This window comes from [Leptolyngbya] sp. PCC 7376 (assembly GCF_000316605.1).
GTDB lineage: Bacteria > Cyanobacteriota > Cyanobacteriia > Cyanobacteriales > MRBY01 > MRBY01.
Window position 1 is genome coordinate 1,495,048 of the sequence record NC_019683.1, and the last position, 20,954, is coordinate 1,516,001.

21 protein-coding genes are annotated in these 20,954 nt (G+C 42.2%); 9 read left to right on the forward strand and 12 right to left on the reverse strand.

The features are described 5' to 3' along the window. Positions 1 to 45 precede the first annotated feature (45 nt). Together LEPTO7376_RS06680 and LEPTO7376_RS06685 are read left to right on the forward strand one after the other, a co-directional pair. Positions 46 to 831, forward strand: coding sequence for a class I SAM-dependent methyltransferase (locus LEPTO7376_RS06680; protein ID WP_015133451.1), 786 nt, complete (start codon positions 46 to 48; stop codon positions 829 to 831). A gap of 75 nt (positions 832 to 906) precedes the next feature. Beyond that, positions 907 to 1,779, forward strand: coding sequence for an SUMF1/EgtB/PvdO family nonheme iron enzyme (locus tag LEPTO7376_RS06685; protein WP_225901182.1), 873 nt, complete (start codon positions 907 to 909; stop codon positions 1,777 to 1,779). 25 nt (positions 1,780 to 1,804) lie between these two features. Here the strand turns inward: LEPTO7376_RS06685 and LEPTO7376_RS06690 are convergent, their stop codons facing one another. After that, complete coding sequence (locus LEPTO7376_RS06690) at positions 1,805 to 3,481, reverse strand: DUF6798 domain-containing protein (protein ID WP_015133453.1); 1,677 nt, start codon at positions 3,479 to 3,481, stop codon at positions 1,805 to 1,807. Between the two features lie 556 nt (positions 3,482 to 4,037). Here LEPTO7376_RS06690 and LEPTO7376_RS06695 point away from each other — a divergent pair. From LEPTO7376_RS06695 to LEPTO7376_RS06710, 4 genes are all read left to right on the forward strand, one after another. Beyond that, positions 4,038 to 5,900 carry an NAD(P)H-quinone oxidoreductase subunit F gene (locus tag LEPTO7376_RS06695; RefSeq protein ID WP_015133455.1) on the forward strand — a complete coding sequence of 621 codons (1,863 nt, stop codon included), beginning with the start codon at positions 4,038 to 4,040 and terminating at the stop codon, positions 5,898 to 5,900. Between the two features lie 62 nt (positions 5,901 to 5,962). After that, entirely contained in the window at positions 5,963 to 7,456 is a 1,494-nt protein-coding gene (locus tag LEPTO7376_RS06700; protein ID WP_015133456.1) for an NADH-quinone oxidoreductase subunit M, read from the forward strand. A gap of 33 nt (positions 7,457 to 7,489) precedes the next feature. Continuing rightward, a complete protein-coding gene (locus LEPTO7376_RS06705; protein ID WP_015133457.1) occupies positions 7,490 to 8,776 on the forward strand; it encodes a CO2 hydration protein in 1,287 nt (428 codons plus the stop codon). A gap of 51 nt (positions 8,777 to 8,827) precedes the next feature. Continuing rightward, entirely contained in the window at positions 8,828 to 9,229 is a 402-nt protein-coding gene (locus tag LEPTO7376_RS06710; RefSeq protein ID WP_015133458.1) for a fasciclin domain-containing protein, read from the forward strand. A gap of 186 nt (positions 9,230 to 9,415) precedes the next feature. Here LEPTO7376_RS06710 and LEPTO7376_RS06715 read toward each other — a convergent pair whose 3' ends face one another. The 7 genes from LEPTO7376_RS06715 to acs form a co-directional block, all read right to left on the reverse strand. Then, positions 9,416 to 10,138 carry a carbonic anhydrase gene (locus tag LEPTO7376_RS06715; RefSeq protein WP_015133459.1) on the reverse strand — a complete coding sequence of 241 codons (723 nt, stop codon included), beginning with the start codon at positions 10,136 to 10,138 and terminating at the stop codon, positions 9,416 to 9,418. Positions 10,139 to 10,268: 130 nt separating this feature from the next. Then, complete coding sequence (locus LEPTO7376_RS06720; RefSeq protein WP_015133460.1) at positions 10,269 to 10,580, reverse strand: P-II family nitrogen regulator; 312 nt, start codon at positions 10,578 to 10,580, stop codon at positions 10,269 to 10,271. 4 nt (positions 10,581 to 10,584) lie between these two features. After that, positions 10,585 to 11,553 (reverse strand): sodium-dependent bicarbonate transport family permease, encoded by a 969-nt coding sequence (locus LEPTO7376_RS06725; RefSeq protein WP_015133461.1) that lies wholly within the window; start codon positions 11,551 to 11,553, stop codon positions 10,585 to 10,587. 397 nt (positions 11,554 to 11,950) lie between these two features. Further along, on the reverse strand, positions 11,951 to 12,151 hold the full coding sequence (locus LEPTO7376_RS06730) for a hypothetical protein (RefSeq protein WP_160148400.1): 201 nt from the start codon (positions 12,149 to 12,151) through the stop codon (positions 11,951 to 11,953). Between the two features lie 241 nt (positions 12,152 to 12,392). Further along, positions 12,393 to 12,968: a Uma2 family endonuclease gene (locus tag LEPTO7376_RS06735; RefSeq protein ID WP_015133463.1), complete on the reverse strand. Its 576-nt coding sequence runs from the start codon at positions 12,966 to 12,968 to the stop codon at positions 12,393 to 12,395. Between the two features lie 75 nt (positions 12,969 to 13,043). Continuing rightward, complete coding sequence (locus LEPTO7376_RS06740) at positions 13,044 to 13,607, reverse strand: Uma2 family endonuclease (protein ID WP_015133464.1); 564 nt, start codon at positions 13,605 to 13,607, stop codon at positions 13,044 to 13,046. 80 nt (positions 13,608 to 13,687) lie between these two features. Further along, the gene (gene acs, locus LEPTO7376_RS06745; protein ID WP_015133465.1) at positions 13,688 to 15,652 is read right to left on the reverse strand and encodes an acetate--CoA ligase; all 1,965 of its coding nucleotides are present in this window, start codon (positions 15,650 to 15,652) and stop codon (positions 13,688 to 13,690) included. Between the two features lie 213 nt (positions 15,653 to 15,865). Here acs and LEPTO7376_RS26895 point away from each other — a divergent pair, with 213 nt between their 5' ends. Both LEPTO7376_RS26895 and LEPTO7376_RS06755 read left to right on the forward strand, forming a co-directional pair. Further along, positions 15,866 to 16,504 (forward strand): hypothetical protein, encoded by a 639-nt coding sequence (locus tag LEPTO7376_RS26895; protein WP_015133466.1) that lies wholly within the window; start codon positions 15,866 to 15,868, stop codon positions 16,502 to 16,504. Positions 16,505 to 16,591: 87 nt separating this feature from the next. Continuing rightward, positions 16,592 to 17,080, forward strand: coding sequence for a Uma2 family endonuclease (locus LEPTO7376_RS06755; protein ID WP_015133467.1), 489 nt, complete (start codon positions 16,592 to 16,594; stop codon positions 17,078 to 17,080). Between the two features lie 72 nt (positions 17,081 to 17,152). Here the strand turns inward: LEPTO7376_RS06755 and LEPTO7376_RS23290 are convergent, their stop codons facing one another. Both LEPTO7376_RS23290 and LEPTO7376_RS06765 read right to left on the reverse strand, forming a co-directional pair. Further along, positions 17,153 to 18,064 (reverse strand): hypothetical protein, encoded by a 912-nt coding sequence (locus LEPTO7376_RS23290; protein ID WP_015133468.1) that lies wholly within the window; start codon positions 18,062 to 18,064, stop codon positions 17,153 to 17,155. A gap of 200 nt (positions 18,065 to 18,264) precedes the next feature. Further along, entirely contained in the window at positions 18,265 to 18,882 is a 618-nt protein-coding gene (locus LEPTO7376_RS06765; protein WP_216700283.1) for a Uma2 family endonuclease, read from the reverse strand. Positions 18,883 to 18,940: 58 nt separating this feature from the next. On the opposite strand from LEPTO7376_RS06765, the gene LEPTO7376_RS06770 reads away from it, so the two are divergent. Continuing rightward, positions 18,941 to 19,351 (forward strand): hypothetical protein, encoded by a 411-nt coding sequence (locus LEPTO7376_RS06770; protein WP_015133470.1) that lies wholly within the window; start codon positions 18,941 to 18,943, stop codon positions 19,349 to 19,351. Between the two features lie 94 nt (positions 19,352 to 19,445). Here LEPTO7376_RS06770 and LEPTO7376_RS06775 read toward each other — a convergent pair whose 3' ends face one another. Continuing rightward, on the reverse strand, positions 19,446 to 20,123 hold the full coding sequence (locus LEPTO7376_RS06775) for a hypothetical protein (RefSeq protein WP_015133471.1): 678 nt from the start codon (positions 20,121 to 20,123) through the stop codon (positions 19,446 to 19,448). Between the two features lie 54 nt (positions 20,124 to 20,177). Beyond that, on the reverse strand, positions 20,178 to 20,792 hold the full coding sequence (locus LEPTO7376_RS06780; RefSeq protein WP_015133472.1) for a GUN4 domain-containing protein: 615 nt from the start codon (positions 20,790 to 20,792) through the stop codon (positions 20,178 to 20,180). Positions 20,793 to 20,954: the final 162 nt, after the last annotated feature.

Here is a 20,954-nt window from a genome sequence, read left to right on the forward strand (position 1 = left end):
GATTAGACTACGAGGCTGCTAATAAATTTTTGATTGTTTGACTGAATGAGTGAGAAAAACGAGGCAACCTACAGTGCTGCCAATATTGTCAATTACTACGCCCAACTCCAACTGTTGCAGCCCGCAGAACAAACAATCCTTGATCGGCTTCGAGACAAATTACCTACGATGAACATGCTTGATATTGGCATTGGTGGAGGTCGCACAACGAAGCATTTTGCGCCATTAGTCGAGTTTTATACAGGGATTGATTATTCTAGTGGGATGATCGAAGCTTGCGAAAAACGCTTTCAAAATACATCTGATGCGATGACGCTTCAAATCGGCGATGCGAGAGATATGGCAGAGTTTGCTGATGATTCTTTCGATTTTATTTTGTTTAGTTTTAATGGCATCGATTACGTCTCCCATGGCGATCGCCTGAATATTTTGCAGGAGATAAATCGTATTGGAAAAACAGGCTGCTATGTCTTTTTTTCCAGCCATAATCTTCAGGCTATGCTCAAAGAATTTGACTGGAAATCGAAGCTAAGTTTCAATCCCATCAGCACTTATGTCAACTTAGTGATGTGTATTATTCTTTTCCTTTGTAACGTATCTATCACTCGCCAAAAACTTGCAGAATCCAGCTATCTAATTCTTAAAGATGAATCCCATAATTTTAGTTTGCAAACTTACTATATCCGAGCAGAAGAACAGACAAAACAATTAGAGACAGATTTCACAGATATTGAAGTGTATTCATGGCAAACAGGTTTGCAAATCTCTGATAAAAAAGACCTATTAACTCATCCTGATCTGTGGCTATATTATTTTTGTCGTGTCAAATAAAGTATCTAAATATTGATATTTATGTTACCTAAATCATCTTTGAAAATAGGACTTGTATTGACCTCAATCTTTTTTTTGAGTAGTTGCCAGGCGATCGCCCCTAGTGCAGAAACTGCGCATGCCAGTACCTGCGAAACAGATGACGAATTTATGCGGATTCCGGGTGGCGAATTTATCGGTGGTAGTGACCAGATGGAACGGGATTATGCCTATCGGATTTCAGCAGAGGCCGCAGCTGATACTCCCGATGAAGTTGATGAATGGGACACTTCTCTACGCAAAAAGAAGTGGTTTGATTGGGAAGGCGATCGCCAAACCCAGAGCATCGACGATTTTTGTATTGCTCGCAATTTAGTTACCAACCGCGAGTATCAAGAATTCATAGAAGCAACGGGTCATCGTCCACCAGGCATCAGCGCCGAAGAATATCAAAAACAGGGCTTTTTGGTGCATCCTTATGAAGATGTAAAACCCTATTTGTGGGATGACAATAATTACCCCGAAGGCGAAGCGAATCATCCTGTTGTATTGATTTCCTATGAGGATGCATTGGCCTATGCTGACTGGAAAAGTTCTGGTGGTGATCGCCTTTATCGTTTACCCACTGAAGCAGAATGGGAAAGAACTGCACGAGGAGTGAACGGTGATTATTTTCCCTGGGGGAATGAGTGGCAAGATGATGCAACTAATGCTGCCCAAAGTGGTCTGTGGCATACAAGTGCAATCGCCGAATTTCCGTTGAGCCTTACCAGTGAAGGTGTTGAAGATATGGCTGGCAATGTCTTCGAGTACACAAGTACTTTAGAACAACGCGGACTTACAAAAGTCTCGGTGATGAAAGGCTGTTCTTGGGATGATCTCCCCGGGTTTTGTCGCGCGGCTTACCGCCATACTCGTCCCATTTCATCACGCCATATCCTTTTCGGATTTCGGTTGGCCTATGAGTAAAAAGCGAGGCGATCGCCACCATATCTCAGCTCTCAGCTCGATATAAACGGTAGCTATCATTTTCGTAGGCGATCGGTAAATTCAATTTGTGCTCTCGACTATCAAAAAAGTATTGAGAGTCATATTTTTCCATGAGAGCTATTACCTGTGATGTTGTGAGATTTGAATAACCTTTATCCAGTTCTGCTGCCATTTTAAATCCCATTTCTGGCCAAATATATGATGGAGGATGACCAGACAAATCGTTAAGCCTTGCGTACCATTCTAAGATTTTTGTCTCAGTTGGCGGCACTAATTTAAATTTGGCGATCGTTGCTCTATTAGTTAGCCAATTGAAGCCAACATAGCGACCTGGTGGAGAAATGATGACTGCATCTTGTTCTGTATTCTGTTGTATCCAGTCAAATATATCCTGACTCTTTTCATTGTTTTTTTCGACACCAATAGGAAACTTCGATAGACTCACTAAATCTTTTGTGAAAGTCGTCAATGTAAATGTATGGATAGTGGCCAAAAATATTAAACAAACAAGAAAGCCTTTATTTCTAAGAAATTCAAAACACTTAGATTTCTGAAAAAAATCTTGAATTAAATAAGCTGATATCAAAAGTACATTCAGTGCAAGCATCAAGCTTCCAAAGCGAAAAGGATAATATTGTAGAAATACTCCTTGGGAATCAAAGAAGGCAATAGCAAACCCACAGAAGAAGGGCACAAGACTAAAACATGTAAGCTCTAGTAATTGCAATCGATTAACTGCACTTGACTGACTTTGTATAGAGAGGTGAGAGTCTTGAGCAACTTCTTGCTTTGTTTTTTTCCAACACCAATACAAACAAGATAAATAAATAGCAACAATAAAAAACCTTATTTTTTGCCAAACAAAAGGATTTAAATGGTGGGAGTTTCGGAGGAATGTATAGATATAAGTTGCCTGTAACTCACTATCTGGAACAGAAACCGTTTGGCTGAGACTATGGGCTAAAGTGAAAGTCGCAAAAATACTCGTTACTAAATAAATAAATAAAGATAACGCAATAATTGAAAAATGCTCTTTTGAAAAATATTTCTGAAAATAATTGTTTTTATAACCGAGCCAACCTGCCCACATGAGAAATGTTAAAGTCGCGTATCCCCCTACCAAAATATGTAGAGAAGTTGCTAAACCTAAACTGGCTATTGTCCAAATATATCTTTTCTTCATTGATAGCCAAATAGCGATTAAAACTAGCCCATAGGAAAAACCTTTTGTTTCCAAGCTACCAATCATCCACTCACCTGCAACCACTATTCCTTGTTGAGAGTAGAGAAATAATGTGATTGCGATCAGTAATGGTAAAAACTGAAGCTTGATTTGTCGCGCTATTAATATCAGACTTGAAGAAATCAAACTATAGTAGACGATTCTTCCGATAATAGAGGTGGCTAAAAAACCCCATGCTAAAATGCTCTTCCCAAAAATAAGTTGAAAGAAAGCTTGATAACTTTGAGGTTGACTAAGATACCAGTCATTGGGTAACCAGTCAGTAGAGATAAACTGTTTTGCTAGCATCAGTTTTCCGACTTCATTTTCTGCCATGTTATCTGTAAGTAAATGGCTGAAAACAAGCAAAGCTAGCAATATAAAAAACTCTAAAAAAAGAGATTGATTATATTTTATCTTCTCTTTTTTTAAGGGTGGATTAATGGTTTTAGAATGCATACATTGAAAGAACTATATAGAAAATTTTGTTTGGGAAAACATTATTTCATCTGCATTATTTAGCTATTTCCAATCCTTGATTTTGTTTCTGGGAGTTGCACTATGAAGCGTGATGAGATTAACGGCAAATATATTTGGCATATCGGCGCCACTAAATTCCATGATTTTACGATGCCATTATCTGTTGTATCAGAAAAAAATCAGCCTAGCTAAACACCAAGTTTTCTTCATTGCCAAAGCTCTGGATTCATGAATCTGCTAGATTTCTTTACTTGATTTGGCGATCGCCACTGACTGTTACCCAGGTTTGTTCCGCAAGATTATAGGCCTTCCGGATGATTGCCAAATGATTAACTTTACCTATATAGGCTTTAAGCTATGACTATTCTTTTTTCATTGACTATTGTCTATGCGGTTGATAAGCTTAACCTAACTTTACAGATTTCACAGAAAGCCAGTCCTTAATTTGGTCAGGGTATCTACAAGAACTCTGTCACTAATATCTTTTTTATAAAACCTGTTTTAAAACCATCATCATTCCAACGTCATCCAGAATATGAACACTTTTTTTAGTCAGTCCATCTGGCTTATTCCCTGTTACACCTTGCTGGGAATGGGACTATCGGCATTATGGATGCCAGGTATTAATCGCAGAATTGGGCCGCGTCCCGCAGGCTACCAAAATATTGTGTTGACGTTTGTCGCGTTTACCCATAGTTGTATTGCTTTCTTGGAAGTTTGGAAGCAGCCAGCCTTAAAGCCATCCTTTGTTTGGTTACAAGCGGCAGATTTGACTCTCTCTCTCGACTTCAATGTGTCGAGTATTACGGTGGGCGCTTTAGTGCTGATTACGGGGATTAATTTTCTTGCGCAGATTTATGCGATCGCCTATCTGGAGATGGACTGGGGCTGGGCAAGATTTTTTGCGACGATGAGTCTCTTTGAAGCTGGGATGTGTTTTCTGGTGCTCTGCAATTCCCTCTTCTTTAGCTATGTGGTTCTGGAGATTTTGACCCTTGGAACCTACCTCTTCATTGGCTATTGGTTTAACCAGTCTCTGGTTGTGACCGGAGCAAGAGATGCGTTTCTCACAAAGCGGATTGGTGATTTGTTCTTGCTCATGAGTGTGGTTGCATTGTTGCCTTTGGCGGGCACTTGGAATTTTGATGGTTTGGCAGAATGGGCAGCGACAGCGGAACTGGATCCGACTATTGCGACGCTCCTTTGTCTGGGTTTAATTGCTGGGCCTTTGGCGAAATGTGCTCAATTCCCTTTGCACCTCTGGCTTGATGAAGCGATGGAAAGTCCGATTCCAGCCACGATTGTCCGAAACAGTTTGGTTGTTGGAACAGGTGCTTGGGTATTGATTAAATTACAACCGATTTTTGCCCTCTCCGATTTTGCTTCCACTTTTATGATTGCCATCGGTGCAACGACTGCTCTGGGGGCTTCCCTCGTGGCGATCGCCCAAATTGATGTGAAACGTTCTTTGTCATATTCAGTTAGTGCCTATATGGGCATGATCTTTATGGCGGTGGGTTCTCAGCAAGATGAAGTGACCCTTGTTTTACTGTTGACCTATGGCGTTGCGATGGCTCTTTTGATCATGGCGATCGGCAGCGTAATTTTAACCAATATCACCCAGGATTTAAGCCAATATGGTGGCCTATGGTCTCGCCGTCCAATTACAGGAATTTGTTATCTCGTTGGTGCTGCATCTCTCGTTGCATTGCCTCCCTTTGGTGGATTTTGGAGTATTGCGCAACTAGCGAGTAATTTTTGGGAAACTAGCCCCTCCGCGGCGATTGTGCTGATTCTTGTGAATGGGTTAACAGCCTTCAGCATTATGCGGGAATTTGGCTTGATTTTCGGTGGTAAACCTAAGGCAATGATGGTGCGATCGCCCGAAGGATTGTGGGCGTTAGTATTACCGATGGTGATCCTCGCAGGTTTTGCATTACATAGCCCTTTCGTTCTTTCCGTTCTGAACTTTTTACCTGACTGGCAAACCCTAAACCTACCCGTTGTTTCAGTCTTAATTCTCTCGACCCTCATCGGTGGCGGTTCCGCATCTTATCTTTATCTCTCCGATAAAATTGCCAAGCCTCTCCACTACTTCCCCGAACCTGTCCGCGAGTTTTTTGCGAAGGATCTTTATACTGCTGAACTCTACAAAAACACTGTCATTTTGGGAGTGGCCTCAATTTCTAAAGTGATTGATTGGTTGGATCGTTATTTTGTCGATGGTGTCATCAATCTATTAGGTATTGCGACGCTCTTTAGTGGTCAAAGTCTGAGATACAGCAATTCTGGTCAAAGTCAGTTTTATGCCTTATCTATCCTTGCTGGCATCTTGATTTTGGTGGGCGTCATTTTCTATCCCTTCCTTAATCAAATTGATTTTGCCTCAATTTTTTAAGACTGCCATTTAAATCACTTTTTTATAACCGCCGTTTCAATCTCTTGTAGATCTCCAACATCATGCTGAGCCTATTATTATTTCTCCCGCTGCTGGGAATTGGGGCGATCGCCTTACTTCCTCGACCGGCCACCCGTCTAACAACCACTATCTTGGTACTGACTACCCTTGGGATTAGTAGCTGGCTATTAATTGGCCTTGATCTAACGACTTCCCAGATGCAATATACCGAATACCATTCTTGGTTAAGTATGTTGGGTTTGAACTACAGCCTTGGCGTTGATGGTTTATCACTGCCGCTGATTGTTCTAAATTCCCTACTCACCCTCGTTGCGATCTATAGCATCGGAGAAAGTAATCATCGTCCCAAACTCTATTACTCACTGATTCTTTTGATTAATAGCGGTATTACCGGAGCATTAACGGCGAATAATCTGTTGCTCTTTTTCTTGTTCTACGAAATTGAGTTAATCCCGTTCTATCTAATGATTGCCATTTGGGGTGGCGAGAGAAAAGGCTACGCATCCATCAAGTTTTTGATTTACACCGCAGTTTCTGGCTTACTCGTTCTCCTGGCATTTCTCGGAATGACTTGGCTCAGTCAATCCCCAACTTTTGACATCGACAGCTTGACTCTCAGCAATCTCGATTTCAAAACGAAGATCATTCTACTCAGCGTGTTGTTGGTGGGTTTTGGGATCAAAATTCCTGTTGTCCCTCTCCATACTTGGTTGCCCGATGCTTATGTGGAAGCGAACCCCGCAGTCACAGTATTACTCGGTGGTGTCTTTGCGAAATTAGGAACCTATGGATTAATGCGTTTTGGGTTACAGCTATTCCCAGATGTCTGGCCTACAGTTTCCCCTGTTCTCGTTGTAATCGGTACAGTCAGTGTGATGTATGGTTCTCTCGCTGCCATCACCCAGCGAGATTTGAAACGGATGGTTGCCTATAGTTCCGTTGGTCATATGGGATATATCATCGTTGCAACGGCTGCTGGTACTGAATTAAGTGTGCTTGGCGCTGTTGCCCAGATGGTTAGCCATAGTTTGATTTTGGCGTTGTTGTTCCACCTCGTTGGCATTATTGAGCGTAAAGTGGGTACCCGTGATCTTGATGTACTCAATGGCTTGATGAATCCAGTGCGGGGCTTGCCTTTGACCAGTAGTATGTTGATTTTGGCGGGGATGGCCAGTGCTGGTATTCCGGGTCTTGTGGGCTTTATCTCAGAATTTCTTGTATTCCAAGGTAGCTTTAGCCGCTTCCCCATTCCGACGCTCTTCTGCATCATTGCCTCTGGTTTAACGGCAGTTTATTTCGTGATTCTCTTGAACCGCACTTGTTTTGGTCGCCTCGATAGCCAAACTGCTTATTACCCTAAGGTGCTGTCTAGCGAAAAAATTCCGGCGATCGCCCTGACTGGCATCATTCTTTTCCTCGGTTTACAACCCGCATGGCTGACCCGTTGGATTGAGCCAACTACGAGCCAATTTGTGGCCACGATTAATACTGAGGTTATTGCCTTAAACCCCGCCGATATTGCGAACAATAACTAGCCGCCCAGCAGATCTACGAAGGAGATAGAAACCATGACGACGCAAACAAAAATTCCCCCCTCTACTCATCCCTATGCCGACATTATCCATCGCCTAGAAGCAGGCGGTTCGATGTTGCCGGATACCCCCGAAAACTTGATGCAGATCATCGGTATCTACAAAGCTTATGCTGTGCCGATGGACTTCTACTGGCGTGATCTGATGTACATTGCCGAGCAAGTTTTCTTAGAGCCATTGCCCTTTTTTAAGTACTTCATTTCTAAGGAATATCTCGATCGCCAAAATAAATATGCAGGTGATGAAGCAGATCTCCGCATTTGGCGCGGTACTGGCTCCGCTCACCCAGAATTGCTTGAGTTTATGAATAAGGGGGAAACCTTTAAAGCGTCCAAGTTATTCCATCATTTGTCCCATGATCGGATCAATATGGAATTTGCGGAAGCTTGTATGCGGGCGATGTTTTGGCATGGTCGGGATATGGGTCTCGGTAAATTCGATGAATATCTCGATTCGGAAGAATATATTGCCAATGCGGATCGGGCGATTAAAGCCTATTTCAAAAAGAATCCGCTGATGTTGGGTTTATACAAGCTTTTCCCTGAGATGTTTCTAGAGAAGGTAAGGGAACTGTCCTACTATTCCAATCTCGGTTTGTTCTGGGAAGTGATGGCACCAGTCTTCTTCGAGATGTCTGATATCTATGATGAAGGGGGATTTGATGGTGTACCCGACGCGATGAATTTCCTCGTCAACGGTATTTTTGCGATCGCCGGCCGACCGATTTACCATCATGTTTATATTGATGGCGAATGCTTTGAGATTATCTCGAAATCAAAAGGTTTTACTTGGCTCTACGAAGCTGCATTGCCCTATGTGGAAGCTGTGTTCTATCGCACCTCACCTTTCCGAGGGACAAAATCCTACAATGCCCAAGCCGGTGAAGTACCCGAAAACCAAAAGGATTTTCACTACGGCATTTTGTATGCGGATGTTTTTCCTGTGGGGACAGCTGGTATCCCACCAACATTGTTGATGGACGACATGTTCCATTTTCTGCCAGATTATCTAAAGGAGTACTACAAAGAAAATTGCCGAGGCGAGGACGACGAACTAATCCAATTGGGGATTACCTTCCAGCGGTCCATGTATAACGTCACCTCAGCGGTAATTCAAGCGCTTCGCACAGCATTGTTGTATCCGCTCGATGATCCGAATCCGAGACATTTGCAGAAAAACCGCGAGTTTTTTGAGGCACAAATGGATCGTTTCCGTCGCCCCGAAGCAAGGTTACGGGATATTCAAAGTGCTGATTATCGCTAACTAAAACCGACTGATTTCTAATAATTTGATCACTGTTTTTTGAGAGTTGCCATGCCTGATATTGTTGATATTGCCGTAAGTAATGATGATTTTTCGACCCTTGTGGCAGCTGTTTCCGCAGCGGATTTAGTTGATACCCTAAAAAGTCCTGGCCCTTTCACTGTTTTTGCACCCACAAATGCAGCCTTTGAAAAGCTACCGGATGGCACGATCACAACTTTGCTACAAAATATTCCCCAGTTGGCTCGAATCCTTTGCTATCACGTTGTGCCAGGCAAGTTAACGAAGGATGATTTAGCCAAAATGGAAATTGTGAACTCTGTGGAAGGGTCACCAATTCGCATTGATTGCAGTGAAAATTTCGAGGTCAAAAATGCCACTGTCATCATGGAAAATATCGAAGCGGATAATGGCATTATTCATGTGCTCGATAATGTAATTCTGATGGGTTAATCAAACCATTTTGAATTCGAAAATCACTATGAACGATGGGGCGACTGCGACTCTTTTTGTGGCGATCGCCTATCAGAAGGTGTGACCATTCACTAAAATCTTGTGTCGATGAAAATGATTAGGTGATCAGAGTGACCAATCCTGTATCTAAGTCATATCACTAAAATCTTGTGTCGATGAAAATGATTAGGTGATCAGAGTGACCAATCCTGTATCTAAGTCATAGCGAGCACCCACGATTTTTAATTGCTCCGATTCTAAGCGTGCCGTTAAAAGAGGCGATCGCTGCAACTGTTCGATTTGGTAGCGTACATTTTCGACTACGGCTTTATTGACGGCATCCGCAGATTTGCCTTTGATACTTTTGAGTGCCGGTAAAATCGCCTCTACAAAAGTGCCGATATCTCCCGGTAAGGGCTCATTTTGCACTGCCGCCGTGACAGCTCCACAGCGCTCATGCCCCAACACCATTAGGATGGGTGACTCCAGCAATTCCACTGCATATTCGATACTACCGAGTGCCTCAGGAGTCGCGATATTACCTGCGATCCGTACATCAAAAATATCGCCAATACCCTGATCAAACAAAATCTCAGGCAACACTCGCGAATCTGCACAACTTAAAACTGTCGCAAATGGTTTTTGACCTTGCGCAACCTCTTTCATGCGGGCTTGTGTTTGATCTGGATACTTCAGTTGATGATTCACAAATCGCTGATTCCCCTCCAACAATGCTTGCAATGCTGTATCTGGGGAAAGGATATCAGGGGCGATCGCTGACAATCCGGCTGCTTCAGCCCGCTTTGGACGACTAAATATATTTCCTGCTGTTGCCGCTAAACTAATTGCGCCAATCGAACCGATTTTTAGAATGTCGCGGCGACCAACCGAGTTACTTTTATCATTCATGATTATTATTCGGGTGTATTAGAAAGATTGAAAATCCGAAAAACTGAAAATCTTATTAATCAAGAATTGAACCCTAAAAGGGTTTAATAGAATTTAGATATCCTCTAGATTTCTCATTCTTGAAAGTCATTTAGATAGACGATACACACTTCACAGAACTCACTTCCATTACATCGGAAATATAACAAGTTCCTCCCAGTTTATTTAGCAATGGACGAATGTTTCCGACAACATCTTTTACCTGTTCTGGTGTGCAGAAAGCAATAATGTAGACGTTATCGAGCATTGTCATATCTAAATCTTCAACATTACCTCGTAATCCTTTCCCAATCACATTGCGAATCACTGCATGACCATGTACACCTGATGTATCTAAGTTATTTAAAATCTTGTCCAGCTCAAAAGAATTAGCAATAATTTCTATCTTTTTCACAAGGTGCATGGGGTTACCTCCACAAAAGGTTGATTCCGTACAGATATAGCGGAATGCCGACAATGATATTGAATGGAAATGTCACGGCAAGAGCAGTTGAGACATATAAACTCGGATTTGCTTCTGGTACAGTCATACGCATTGCCGCTGGGACAGCAATATAGGAAGCACTAGCACACAAAACAGCAAACAAAAGTGCATCTCCCTGGGGCATATTAATTAATTTTGAAATGACTAATCCAATAGCTGCATTAACAATCGGAATTAGGATTGCAAATGAAACAAGAAAAACACCGGTTTTTTGTAAGTCTTTAATCCTTTTCGCAGCGACAAGGCCCATATCTAATAGGAAGAAAGTCAAGACGCCATAGAACATTTTTTGAGTAAACGGTGATAGTAATTCCCAACCGTGCTCTCCAGTTAATACGCCAATTATTAGGCTACCAACCAATAGAAATACGGAGCTATTGAGAAATGCTTCTTGCAATACTTCACTCCATGAAAACTCACGCTTTTCATCAACAGTGAATAGATTAACGAGGATTAATCCGACAATAATGGCAGGTGATTCCATTAAGGCTAGCGCGGCTACCATATAGCCATCATAAGCAATCCCTAACTCTGTCAAGAATGCACCAGCTGTGATAAACGTTACGGCACTGATAGAACCATAAGTCGCGGCGATCGCCGCCGCATCATAGGTCTCCAATTTGATCTTTAAAATGAAGTAGGTATATAGAGGCACAATACATGCCATTAGCATTGCGGCTAAAAGCGTTAAGACAACTTCCTGTGTGACGCCACTTTTAACTAATTCGACCCCTCCCTTAAAACCAATCGCGAGTAACAAATACAGTGAAAATAGTTTTGGAATTGGTGGTGGAATTTCCAGATCAGATTTGACAAAAACCGCTGCCATACCTAGAAAAAAGAATAGGACTGGAGGGTTTAAAATATTAGAAACGATTAAATTTGCATCCATGTAATTCTGCGCCTAATAGACTCGAAATTTTGGAAAGTTTGTGTTTTTAAATGCCTTATAAATAATGAGTGGTTAACTCTGACTTATCGTGTCGAGTTGCCAGATGTCAATTTAATTCTTGGAATCAAGATACTAAAGTCATAGAACGTAACTCTTCTTGATTTTTCTTGGGATGAAATCTTTACTTATCTAAATGTTTTTCTGGGATTAAGCTTTCTTTGATTTTCTGAGCCTAACAATATTTTATGGTGGAAATTGTAGAGATAGACTTCCCTGAAAAGCAGATTAACTAGGAAAGATCTAGTTAAACAAAAGATTGAGTATTAGTTAGTAGAAAAGAGATGAAATACAGTCCAATGCATTCAGGAAATTATCTACGAAAAATTTCTTGAACATTTTATTCCGGTTTCATTACTTCAATAGGATTGAGTACTGCTTCGATAAATTCTTCCGGCGGCAAATAATGATGAACGGTGACATAATGATGCAGCATTGTTGGTGCAGAGTACCAATTACCATTAGGGTGGCGCACACAAATCTGTCCATTACCAGTTGCATTATCACAGAATTCGCAACAATGAAAACCGCGATGCAACATGACAGGTTGTGAACAGAGCTTTTGAATGATAGTAATGAATTTTATGGAGACTTGTCCCACCGGAAATTGATGGTCTTCGCCAAGCCATCCCACATTGAGGTCATTTTTTCAGCATCTCTGTGCCCATACATATTAAGGTGTTAAGTCAGCGAAAAATATCATTTTTTGTAGAAGTAATATGACTTGTCAGTTCGATGATCAACCTTGTGTGTTCTAGAGAACTCCATCACCTCAAACACTTTTACCAGAGAAAATCTAGCGTACAAACGAAATCAGGCAAAATATCATCACCATTGATGGATTGAGGCTTTACGAGAACTTCTGGCTCTTTATCAACTTGATAAACTGTCACTTCTTCTTTCTGAGGATCAATAAGCCAACCGAGCTTTACTCCATTCTCGATATACTCTGTCATTTTGTTTTGTAGAGTTCGGAGAGAATCGCTTTCCGAGCGTAATTCAATCACAAAGTCTGGGCAGAGACACGCAAATTTTTTCCGTTCTTGTAGGTCAAGATTCTGCCATTTTGACAATTCAACCCATGCCGCATCGGGAGATTTTAAGGCACCATTTGGCAATTTGAAACAAGTTGAGGAGCTAAAAACTTTACCTAACTGCTTACTACGATTCCAATTCCAGAGTTGACCCATCAGATCCATCTCTCGATTTCCGCTTTCTACGCCAACTGGAGGCATGATAATTAGTTCTCCTGCTGCGCTACGCTCAAACTGAACATCCGGATTATTCTTGCAAATCTGCGCAAATTGTTCGTCATCAATCTTCACTACAGAAGTGAAATCAAGGGTAAAGGTCATCATGGCGATCGCCCATCAGAGAACTTGGCTATATTTTATCTTGTAATTTTTCTGAGACTTGAGAGGAGAGGCGATCGCCTATTGTTTCTGACCAAGCGTTAACCATTGAAAAATAGTTTGGGGCGTTAATTCTAAAGTGATTTCTGGCAGTATTGGTAATAATTGCTCGTCTCGAAAAATGCTGGGTTCTTGATTGGGTTTAAAAACTAGGATGGAGCGATCACCAGGATCAATTAGCCAACCGAGCTGTGTCCCAAACTTGAGGCAATGTAAGAGGTTATCTACAACTCGATGAACATTTTGATTGGGCGAAAGAATTTCAAGAGACCAGTCTGGAGCCTTAGTGAAATTATCCTCTGGCTCTCCGTAATCATCTAATTGGATATTTTCGAAGGCAATAACTGTAATGTCCGGAACAATGGAGCGATCGCCAAAAGTACAACGTAATTCTGGTAGAGCTAAGTATTGAGGTTCAATTGCAGTCAACGCGAACAATAATCGCTTTTGCAGAATAGAATGGCGAAATTTAGGCATTGGTTTTTGTACCGCTGCATTGTTGAGATATTCCCATGCAGGAGAAGTCTCGATATAGTCGCTAGCGAGAAAGGAATCCAGAGACAATTGCACAGGTGTTGCAACCACGAACCAAACCTCTCTATGTCCAAGGTGGGTGAGTTGAGAAAGGGATTTAACTTGTAAATTAAATCCCCATCTTTTTTATTTTAACCGCGTAGTTTTTCGAGAACTGTACGATCTTCGAGAGTTGAAGTGTCACCAGCAATTTCTTCGCCAGCAGCTAGGTTACGCAATAAACGACGCATAATCTTTCCAGAACGAGTCTTTGGCATCACATCGGTAAAGCGGATTTCTCCGGGTCGGGCGATCACCCCAATTTCTTTCACAACGTGAGCTTTTAGTTCCTTCTCTAGCTCATCGCTAGCGGTTTGGGTTCCTTCGAGGGTGACAAAGGCAAATACCTCTTGGCCTTTAATGGGATCAGGCTTACCGACAACCGCCGCTTCTGCCACAGCAGGGTGAGAAACCAATGCAGATTCTACTTCCATGGTGCCGAGACGGTGACCAGACACATTCATGACATCATCCACACGACCCATCACCCAGAAGTAACCATCTTCATCACAGCGTGCACCATCCCCCGCAAAATAGAGATAGTTGCCATCCTTGGGCGCAATATGTTCCCAATAAGTAGTGCGGAACCGTTCGGGATTGCCATAAACCGTGCGCATCATACCAGGCCAAGGTTGTTTCACTACCAAATAACCACCTTCATTAGCGCCAACGGGATTGCCATCGAGATCAACCACGTCTGCCACAATACCGGGGAAAGGTAAGGTTGCAGAACCTGGCTTAGTAGGGGTTGCACCGGGAAGAGGAGTGAGCATTACGCCGCCAGTTTCCGTTTGCCACCAGGTATCCACAATGGGACATTTTTCACCACCAATGACGCGGTTATACCAGATCCAAGCTTCAGGGTTAATGGGTTCACCAACAGTGCCGAGCAGACGCAACGAACTCATGTCGTACTTGTTCGGAATATCTTCGCCCATTTTGATGAAAGCACGGATTGCAGTGGGCGCTGTGTAGAAAATGGTGACGCCATATTTCTCGATCACTTCCCAAAAACAACCAGGATTAGAAGCACGGGGCGCACCTTCGTACATCACCGCCGTCGCACCGTTAGAGAGGGGGCCATAGGTGATGTAGCTGTGTCCAGTAATCCAGCCCACATCAGCACCACACCAATACACATCGTCATCCTTGAGATCAAAAATCCATTGGCTGGTCATGTGGGTGTAGAGGTTATAGCCGCCAGTGGTATGGACAACACCCTTGGGTTTACCCGTTGTGCCGCTGGTGTAGAGGATGAAGAGCATATCTTCTGCATCCATCGGTTCAGCGGGGCAATCGGCAGACACTTCTTTTTGCATCTCATGCCACCAATGGTCACGGCCATCCACCATTTCTACGTCTTCTTTGGTGCGTTGAACCACGAGAACATTTTCAACACTGGGTGCATGATCGCCAGAAATTGCCGCATCCACTTGAGGCTTGAGGGAAACCACTTTATCTTTGCGGAATCCACCATCAGCGGTAATTACAAGTTTGGCTTCAGCATCTTCGAGGCGACTGCGTAATGCTTCGGCGCTAAATCCACCAAAGATTACAGTATGGGGCGCACCAATCCGAGCACAGGCCAATAATGCCACAACCGCTTCAGGAATCATGGGCATATAAATACCGATGCGATCTCCCTTTTGAACGCCTAGTTTTTTCATGGCATTGGCGAACTGACAAACTTCACGATGAAGTTGGGCATAGGTCAAAGTCCGAGAATCACCCGGTTCCCCTTCCCAAATCAGAGCTGCTTTATTTTTGCGCCAAGTCTTGAGATGGCGATCGAGACAATTGTGGGAAATGTTGAGCTTACCGCCGACAAACCATTTCGCGAAGGGCGGTTGCCAATCCAATACTTTGTCCCATGGCTCGAACCATTCCAGTTCCTGCTCTGCCAGTTCACCCCAAAACGCCTCAGGGTCATTTTTTGCTTTTTCGTAGAGTTCCTTGTATTGATCTAGGCTCTTGATATGTGCCTGCTCAGAAAATGCTGTGGGAGGATCAAAGGTGCGATTCTCCTGCAAAATCGATTCGATATTAGTTTCAGACATCTTAAATTTATTATCGTGAAATTTATTCCACACTATTTTCGCGCAAGGTTAAGCTCACGAAGATTGCAATTCTTTAAGACATAGAGACTGGGCATGTATTGGGTGATCGCCTGCTAATCGTCCAATAGACCATGGACAACATTGCCACTCAATTCAACATAAAGAGAGGAATTAGCCGAGATAAGCACTTCGCTTTCTTGAAAAGTTGTTAGTATGGATGAACTGATATTGCTGAGGCTATACAAAGATTTTTCAGGCTTTATAGCCTTAGAAAGTAGATTGACTCCATTCTTATTGTGTTATTTGACAGATATGAAAAGAGATACTAACTGGCAAAGTATAGGTATTGGGCTAGTCACAATTACTATTATTGGATTGGTTATTTGGGCTTTGTTTCATGAGATTGGTAAAGCTCCTTGGCAATTCATCACAATTTTGATTGCCCTCCTAGGCGCATTAATTACATTTGCGGGTAATTTACAAATTCAAATCCGTAATGAGCAAAAACCTCAGAAAACTGAAATATACGACCAAGTCATTAATTTCTTCTTTGATTCTATATTGGCTTCTAAGCTGGGACGAGAGCCTAAGAGTGAAGATGAATTAGTTCAGGGATTTGCTAATATGACTCCCGACCTGATTTTATGGGCATCTGATGATGTTTTGAAGCTCTACATTGAGTTTCGGCAAATAGCAAGTAACAATATTTCAATGTCTCCGAATAATCTTATTCTATTATTTGGTCAATTACTATTGGCAATGCGAAAAGATCTAGGTCACCAAAATAATAAAATAGATAAAATATCAATCTTAGGCACTTTCGTGAATGATGTCGAAAATTTAGCTAAATAAGCATCGCCACTCTCGCTAATTTTCTCAAAACTCCTACTATACTAGCAAGGTATATTGGATTTAGTCAGCTAAACCGAGGCAAAATTCATGCAATGGCAAGACATTTGTGATGACAAATTACTACAGGACTTACCTTACAAAATCGAGCTGAATCAATGGGGTCAGATTGTGATGAGTCCAGCCAAAATTAAGCATGGTTTTTACCAAAATCGAATTGGTTCTTTATTGGAGCAACTGACGACTGAAGGTGAGGCAATGATTGAATGTGCAATCCAGACTGCTGACAATGTGAAAGTTGCGGATGTGGCGTGGGCTTCTGATGCAAGGGCAGATATCATTTTAGACGAAGTTTTTGCTTCGGTTGCGCCTGAAATTTGTGTTGAGGTACTGTCGGCTAGCAATACACCCAAGGAAATGGAGTTCAAGAAAACACTTTATTTTGATGCTGGGGCGCAGGAAGTCTGGATTTGCGATCGCCACGGCAATCTAACTTTTTTCAATCAAGAACAACAGCTAAAAACTTCTAATTTTGTCCCTGACTTCCCCCTACAGATTAAACGCAGAAACCAGAAATAAATTCGCGGCGATCGCCATATTATTTAGCCAAAAGACTTTTCAGGCGATCGCCATGCTAGAAACAGTTGAGAATTAAGAGCAGCGATACCGCACAGTATTGGTTCCGAGGTGTGTCAAGGTTAAATTATCGCCGGATAATTGGAAAGAATCCGTATCAGTAAAAGTTTCTCCTTCAGAAAAATATTCAGACGTCACAGTTAATCCAGCTGTCCCCGTCACCATAATGTTTGAGACAGTCCCCACAGATTCATAAAATTGAAGTTGATTAGGGCCAATTTCTAATCGACCATCACTCAATAACGAGCCACAGCCTTCTAGATCCATATTCCACTCGCCTTGGAACTGCGCGGGAATCTCACTGTGCCCTTCTTGGATCAGCTCGCTACCCTCTGCTACAACAATTTCACCATTGCCATTGAGAGATGAAGTAGCAGCATTGGAGGAAATATTCCAATCACCAAACTGAAACTCTGAACCCCCATAGGTCGTAATCGAAAGCCCTTTCTGACCGGCTGGGTTTTCAAAATTAAATTGACACTGACCTAATCCAGTACCCGCACAAGCTGTAACTTCGGTGAATCCCGCATCATAAGCCTCCCGCTCCACACCAAAATCACCGGGGTTTGGAGCTTCTACGGGAACCCATCCTTCTTTGATTAGGCGATCGCGGACAACCGCATATGGTGTTCCTTGGTCAAAATCTTTGAGTACAGTCTCGATATTAACTTTTTGTGTATTGGAAGTTTGGGATGAAGTCGCCACTTCGGTAACTGTGTTTGTCTTCGATTCTTGGCTGGCCTGAGTTGATGGTGGAGCTGTTGTTTCTTCTGCGACTACTGTTTCCTCAGGGGTATTGCCAGAGGTTACCGTTGTAGGTTCATCTGGTAGTTTTTGGCCTGCGCAGCTAGTCATTAACAATGCCAGTGCTAGATAGGTGATTGGTTTTCGGTAGTTGCGATTTTTGTGGAGAAATTGTTTCGGCATGAAGGGCATCTCAAGATGGAATAGAAAGTTTGTAGTGAAGGTGTTAGAGACAAATTATGCTTTCTCTAAATCATAGAAATTTTTGTACTCAAAAGTTTTCACTACTCTAAATTAATCCCCAAGTACGGAATGCGTTACCGTAAGATTTTGCTTTTTTTGAATCTATTCTTTTTTTGAGGCTATTGGCGATCGCCTCATTTTTACCCCAAAATATCTTTCACCATAATCTGAATCTCTGGGAAAGCTAACGGCGCAATACTTTCTGAATCTTTCAGCACTAGCATTTGAGAATAAGTTGATCCATCAGGTTCCCGATAAACTTCCAACTGCTGATCTTGGATATTAGCAATCCATACTTCCGGAATTCGGTTCTCCGCGTATAGAGGGAGTTTTACTGTTTGGTCATATCGCAGGGTGCTATCTGAAACTTCAATGAGTAACTGAACATCAGTGGCAGTCGGCAAACATTCTGCATATTGCTGGGGAGAGCCTGAAAGAATCGTAATATCTGGCTCTGGTTCACTCTCATTTAGTAAGAGGATGGGGTCTTGAACACTAATCACAGCTGAAAATTTTTCATAACAGAGTGCAGTAATTTGTCGAACTGTGTAAGCGTGCTTAAAACCAACAGGGGACATCTCAAGGATTTCTCCACGGATTAATTCAAAATTTTTATCGGGAGGCAAGATGCCAGTCTCGCCCATGCGGTGATAGTCTTCCACGGAAAATTTGTGAGTAACGAGTTGCATCGCGTTGCTGACCTCAATCGTTATGCCATCTATTCTATTCGGGGTTTTATGAAGGCGATCGCCACCCATGCTCAAACTTCAATCGGTAAACTCTATGATTTAGGGAGAGTATTGGAGAAAAGCAAGAATGTGGTTCATTCGAGCGGTGGGTTTAGTTTTAGCTGTGTCCTTATTTTTCTGCATTCCCCATGTAGTCAAGAAACATAATGCTTTGAGAACTGCGGCTCAATACGATGGCATTGTTGTTGGACATAAGGAGCATCGCGATAATAATGGCATCAGTTATGCACTAGAAGTTGAGTACCAAGGCGCTGATTTTAAAACCCATACTTTCGTGAATCATCCTGCTACGAATCCACCAGCAAAGGTGATCGGTGATAGAGTGCGGATTTTTGACCACGGTGATGGAAAACGGCTGGAAGTTTTAGCGTTTCAAACGATGTATTTGGGTTATTGGATTTGGTTTTGCATTAGTTTTTGTGCCTTCGGTTGCTTCATTGCCCCCACGCTAATGGAGCTTATTTATCTCAAACGTTAATTTCGATGATCGCCACTTTCCTATTTCAGGGAAGATACACACTTTATGTACTGATTCATCAACGTCAGAATTTCGTTAATCTGCTTTTAATTCGCTATGGTTCTAAATCTGTTTTTACAGTGTTTTTTGCTAGACGATTGATTAAAAACAATCCTGTGATCACAGAGTAAAATATTGTGCTGACAGTGGCGATCGCCCAAAACACTGGATTTATTGCAGCTTGCCTCACATCTATGCCAGTCGGCCCAAGCATTGACTGAATGGTCGTTGTCAAAACCTGTCCACCAAGGAATCCAATACCACTTAACAATATCCACCAACCTGCCCCAGCAATTTTTTGCCGTAAAACAATCCACTGTGCAGCCCCTAAAATTAACCCCATCATTCCTAAAAATACATAGCTAGGTAACGTAGAGACCAAAGGCATCATCATGCCCATGAATCCCTCTGTCACTGGCCTAAGATTTAGTGACCAAAGACTATTGACGAAAAGTAAGGTGATCGCACTCCCGAGGCTTGTTGCAAAGACCCAGCCCCGAAAAGAAGATAACCAAGGTCGCAATGCCCACCATTGAGCGAGTCCACCCAATGCCGCACTTACCAGCCGTAATACTGTCAGGCTAAATAATATTCCCCCTCCTAAGCCTTCCACACTGAGACCCGAATGAATCCAACTCGCAAGACCATCACCCCAAATTTGTAAGAGCTGAGTGATTGCACAGGCTATTACCCATCGCCCTAGGAAAGCTTGCCATCTTAGCTGTTTAGTCATAATGTTCTCACCTTACAGATCTTGTACTCATGCGATTTAGATAGAGCCATTAATTTAGATTTGGCAACGGTTAGCCCGTTCGGCTAGTGCTCGATAGATATTCGCTGGATGATCAGAGAGCAGATCAGGTGGTGAAGGATAATAGCCCATTGGAAATGGCACATTAACCTGTGATTTTCCTCTCCCCATCTCCTCTGGAATTCTCTCAAATTCCGCTTGGATGCGTTGAGTTTCGCAATCGAATGTACATTTTTCGCTATTGATTGTCCGGGGTCTTTCTATCGGGCATTTATTGACGCAGGTTTGTCTGATTTCTTTTGGACTGATTAACTGATTGTCTTTTTCGACAATATCCCTTTGGATGCTATAGCCAAAACGGTGATCGCTAAATGTCATCCAAAGTCGATCGATGGTTAGCAAGTCAGTGCAGGGCATTTTTTTGATTTCTTTGGCTTGTAAAAAATAAAAGCCAGAACTACCTGGGAATAATAATCTTCCTAAAACTTTTTGGTTCTCTTTATCAGCCTCTTCCCATTTTTTATTTTGTAATAATAGTTTGAGAGGTTGATAGTCAACATCTTGCAGAGAAGGTAAAGACTCAATGATTTCTTTGTCAGAAGGTTGATTGAATACCCAATTTGGATTTTCCAATAGATATGGATAGGACAATATAATCCGCCAGGCAAGAAAAAATGTGATTGAAATCAATCCTGACCCTATGATTATTATTCGAGGTTTAGGCGTGAAAAATCTTTTCATCTAAGAATTTGATTTTATTGTTTGATTTCATGAACTGCTTATATTGCAGAAAAGGGTTGGATATTTGGACAA

Coding starts and splice junctions, on each gene's coding strand:
- LEPTO7376_RS06680 (WP_015133451.1), top strand. CDS start 46: ATGAGTGAGAAAAACGAGGCAACCTACAGTGCTGCCAATATTGTCAAT.
- LEPTO7376_RS06690 (WP_015133453.1), bottom strand. CDS start 3,481: ATGCATTCTAAAACCATTAATCCACCCTTAAAAAAAGAGAAGATAAAA.
- LEPTO7376_RS06695 (WP_015133455.1), top strand. CDS start 4,038: ATGAACACTTTTTTTAGTCAGTCCATCTGGCTTATTCCCTGTTACACC.
- LEPTO7376_RS06700 (WP_015133456.1), top strand. CDS start 5,963: ATGCTGAGCCTATTATTATTTCTCCCGCTGCTGGGAATTGGGGCGATC.
- LEPTO7376_RS06705 (WP_015133457.1), top strand. CDS start 7,490: ATGACGACGCAAACAAAAATTCCCCCCTCTACTCATCCCTATGCCGAC.
- LEPTO7376_RS06710 (WP_015133458.1), top strand. CDS start 8,828: ATGCCTGATATTGTTGATATTGCCGTAAGTAATGATGATTTTTCGACC.
- LEPTO7376_RS06715 (WP_015133459.1), bottom strand. CDS start 10,138: ATGAATGATAAAAGTAACTCGGTTGGTCGCCGCGACATTCTAAAAATC.
- LEPTO7376_RS06720 (WP_015133460.1), bottom strand. CDS start 10,580: ATGCACCTTGTGAAAAAGATAGAAATTATTGCTAATTCTTTTGAGCTG.
- LEPTO7376_RS06725 (WP_015133461.1), bottom strand. CDS start 11,553: ATGGATGCAAATTTAATCGTTTCTAATATTTTAAACCCTCCAGTCCTA.
- LEPTO7376_RS06730 (WP_160148400.1), bottom strand. CDS start 12,151: ATGTTGCATCGCGGTTTTCATTGTTGCGAATTCTGTGATAATGCAACT.
- LEPTO7376_RS06735 (WP_015133463.1), bottom strand. CDS start 12,968: ATGATGACCTTTACCCTTGATTTCACTTCTGTAGTGAAGATTGATGAC.
- acs (WP_015133465.1), bottom strand. CDS start 15,652: ATGTCTGAAACTAATATCGAATCGATTTTGCAGGAGAATCGCACCTTT.
- LEPTO7376_RS26895 (WP_015133466.1), top strand. CDS start 15,866: ATGGATGAACTGATATTGCTGAGGCTATACAAAGATTTTTCAGGCTTT.
- LEPTO7376_RS06755 (WP_015133467.1), top strand. CDS start 16,592: ATGCAATGGCAAGACATTTGTGATGACAAATTACTACAGGACTTACCT.
- LEPTO7376_RS23290 (WP_015133468.1), bottom strand. CDS start 18,064: ATGCCGAAACAATTTCTCCACAAAAATCGCAACTACCGAAAACCAATC.
- LEPTO7376_RS06765 (WP_216700283.1), bottom strand. CDS start 18,882: ATGGGTGGCGATCGCCTTCATAAAACCCCGAATAGAATAGATGGCATA.
- LEPTO7376_RS06770 (WP_015133470.1), top strand. CDS start 18,941: ATGTGGTTCATTCGAGCGGTGGGTTTAGTTTTAGCTGTGTCCTTATTT.
- LEPTO7376_RS06775 (WP_015133471.1), bottom strand. CDS start 20,123: ATGACTAAACAGCTAAGATGGCAAGCTTTCCTAGGGCGATGGGTAATA.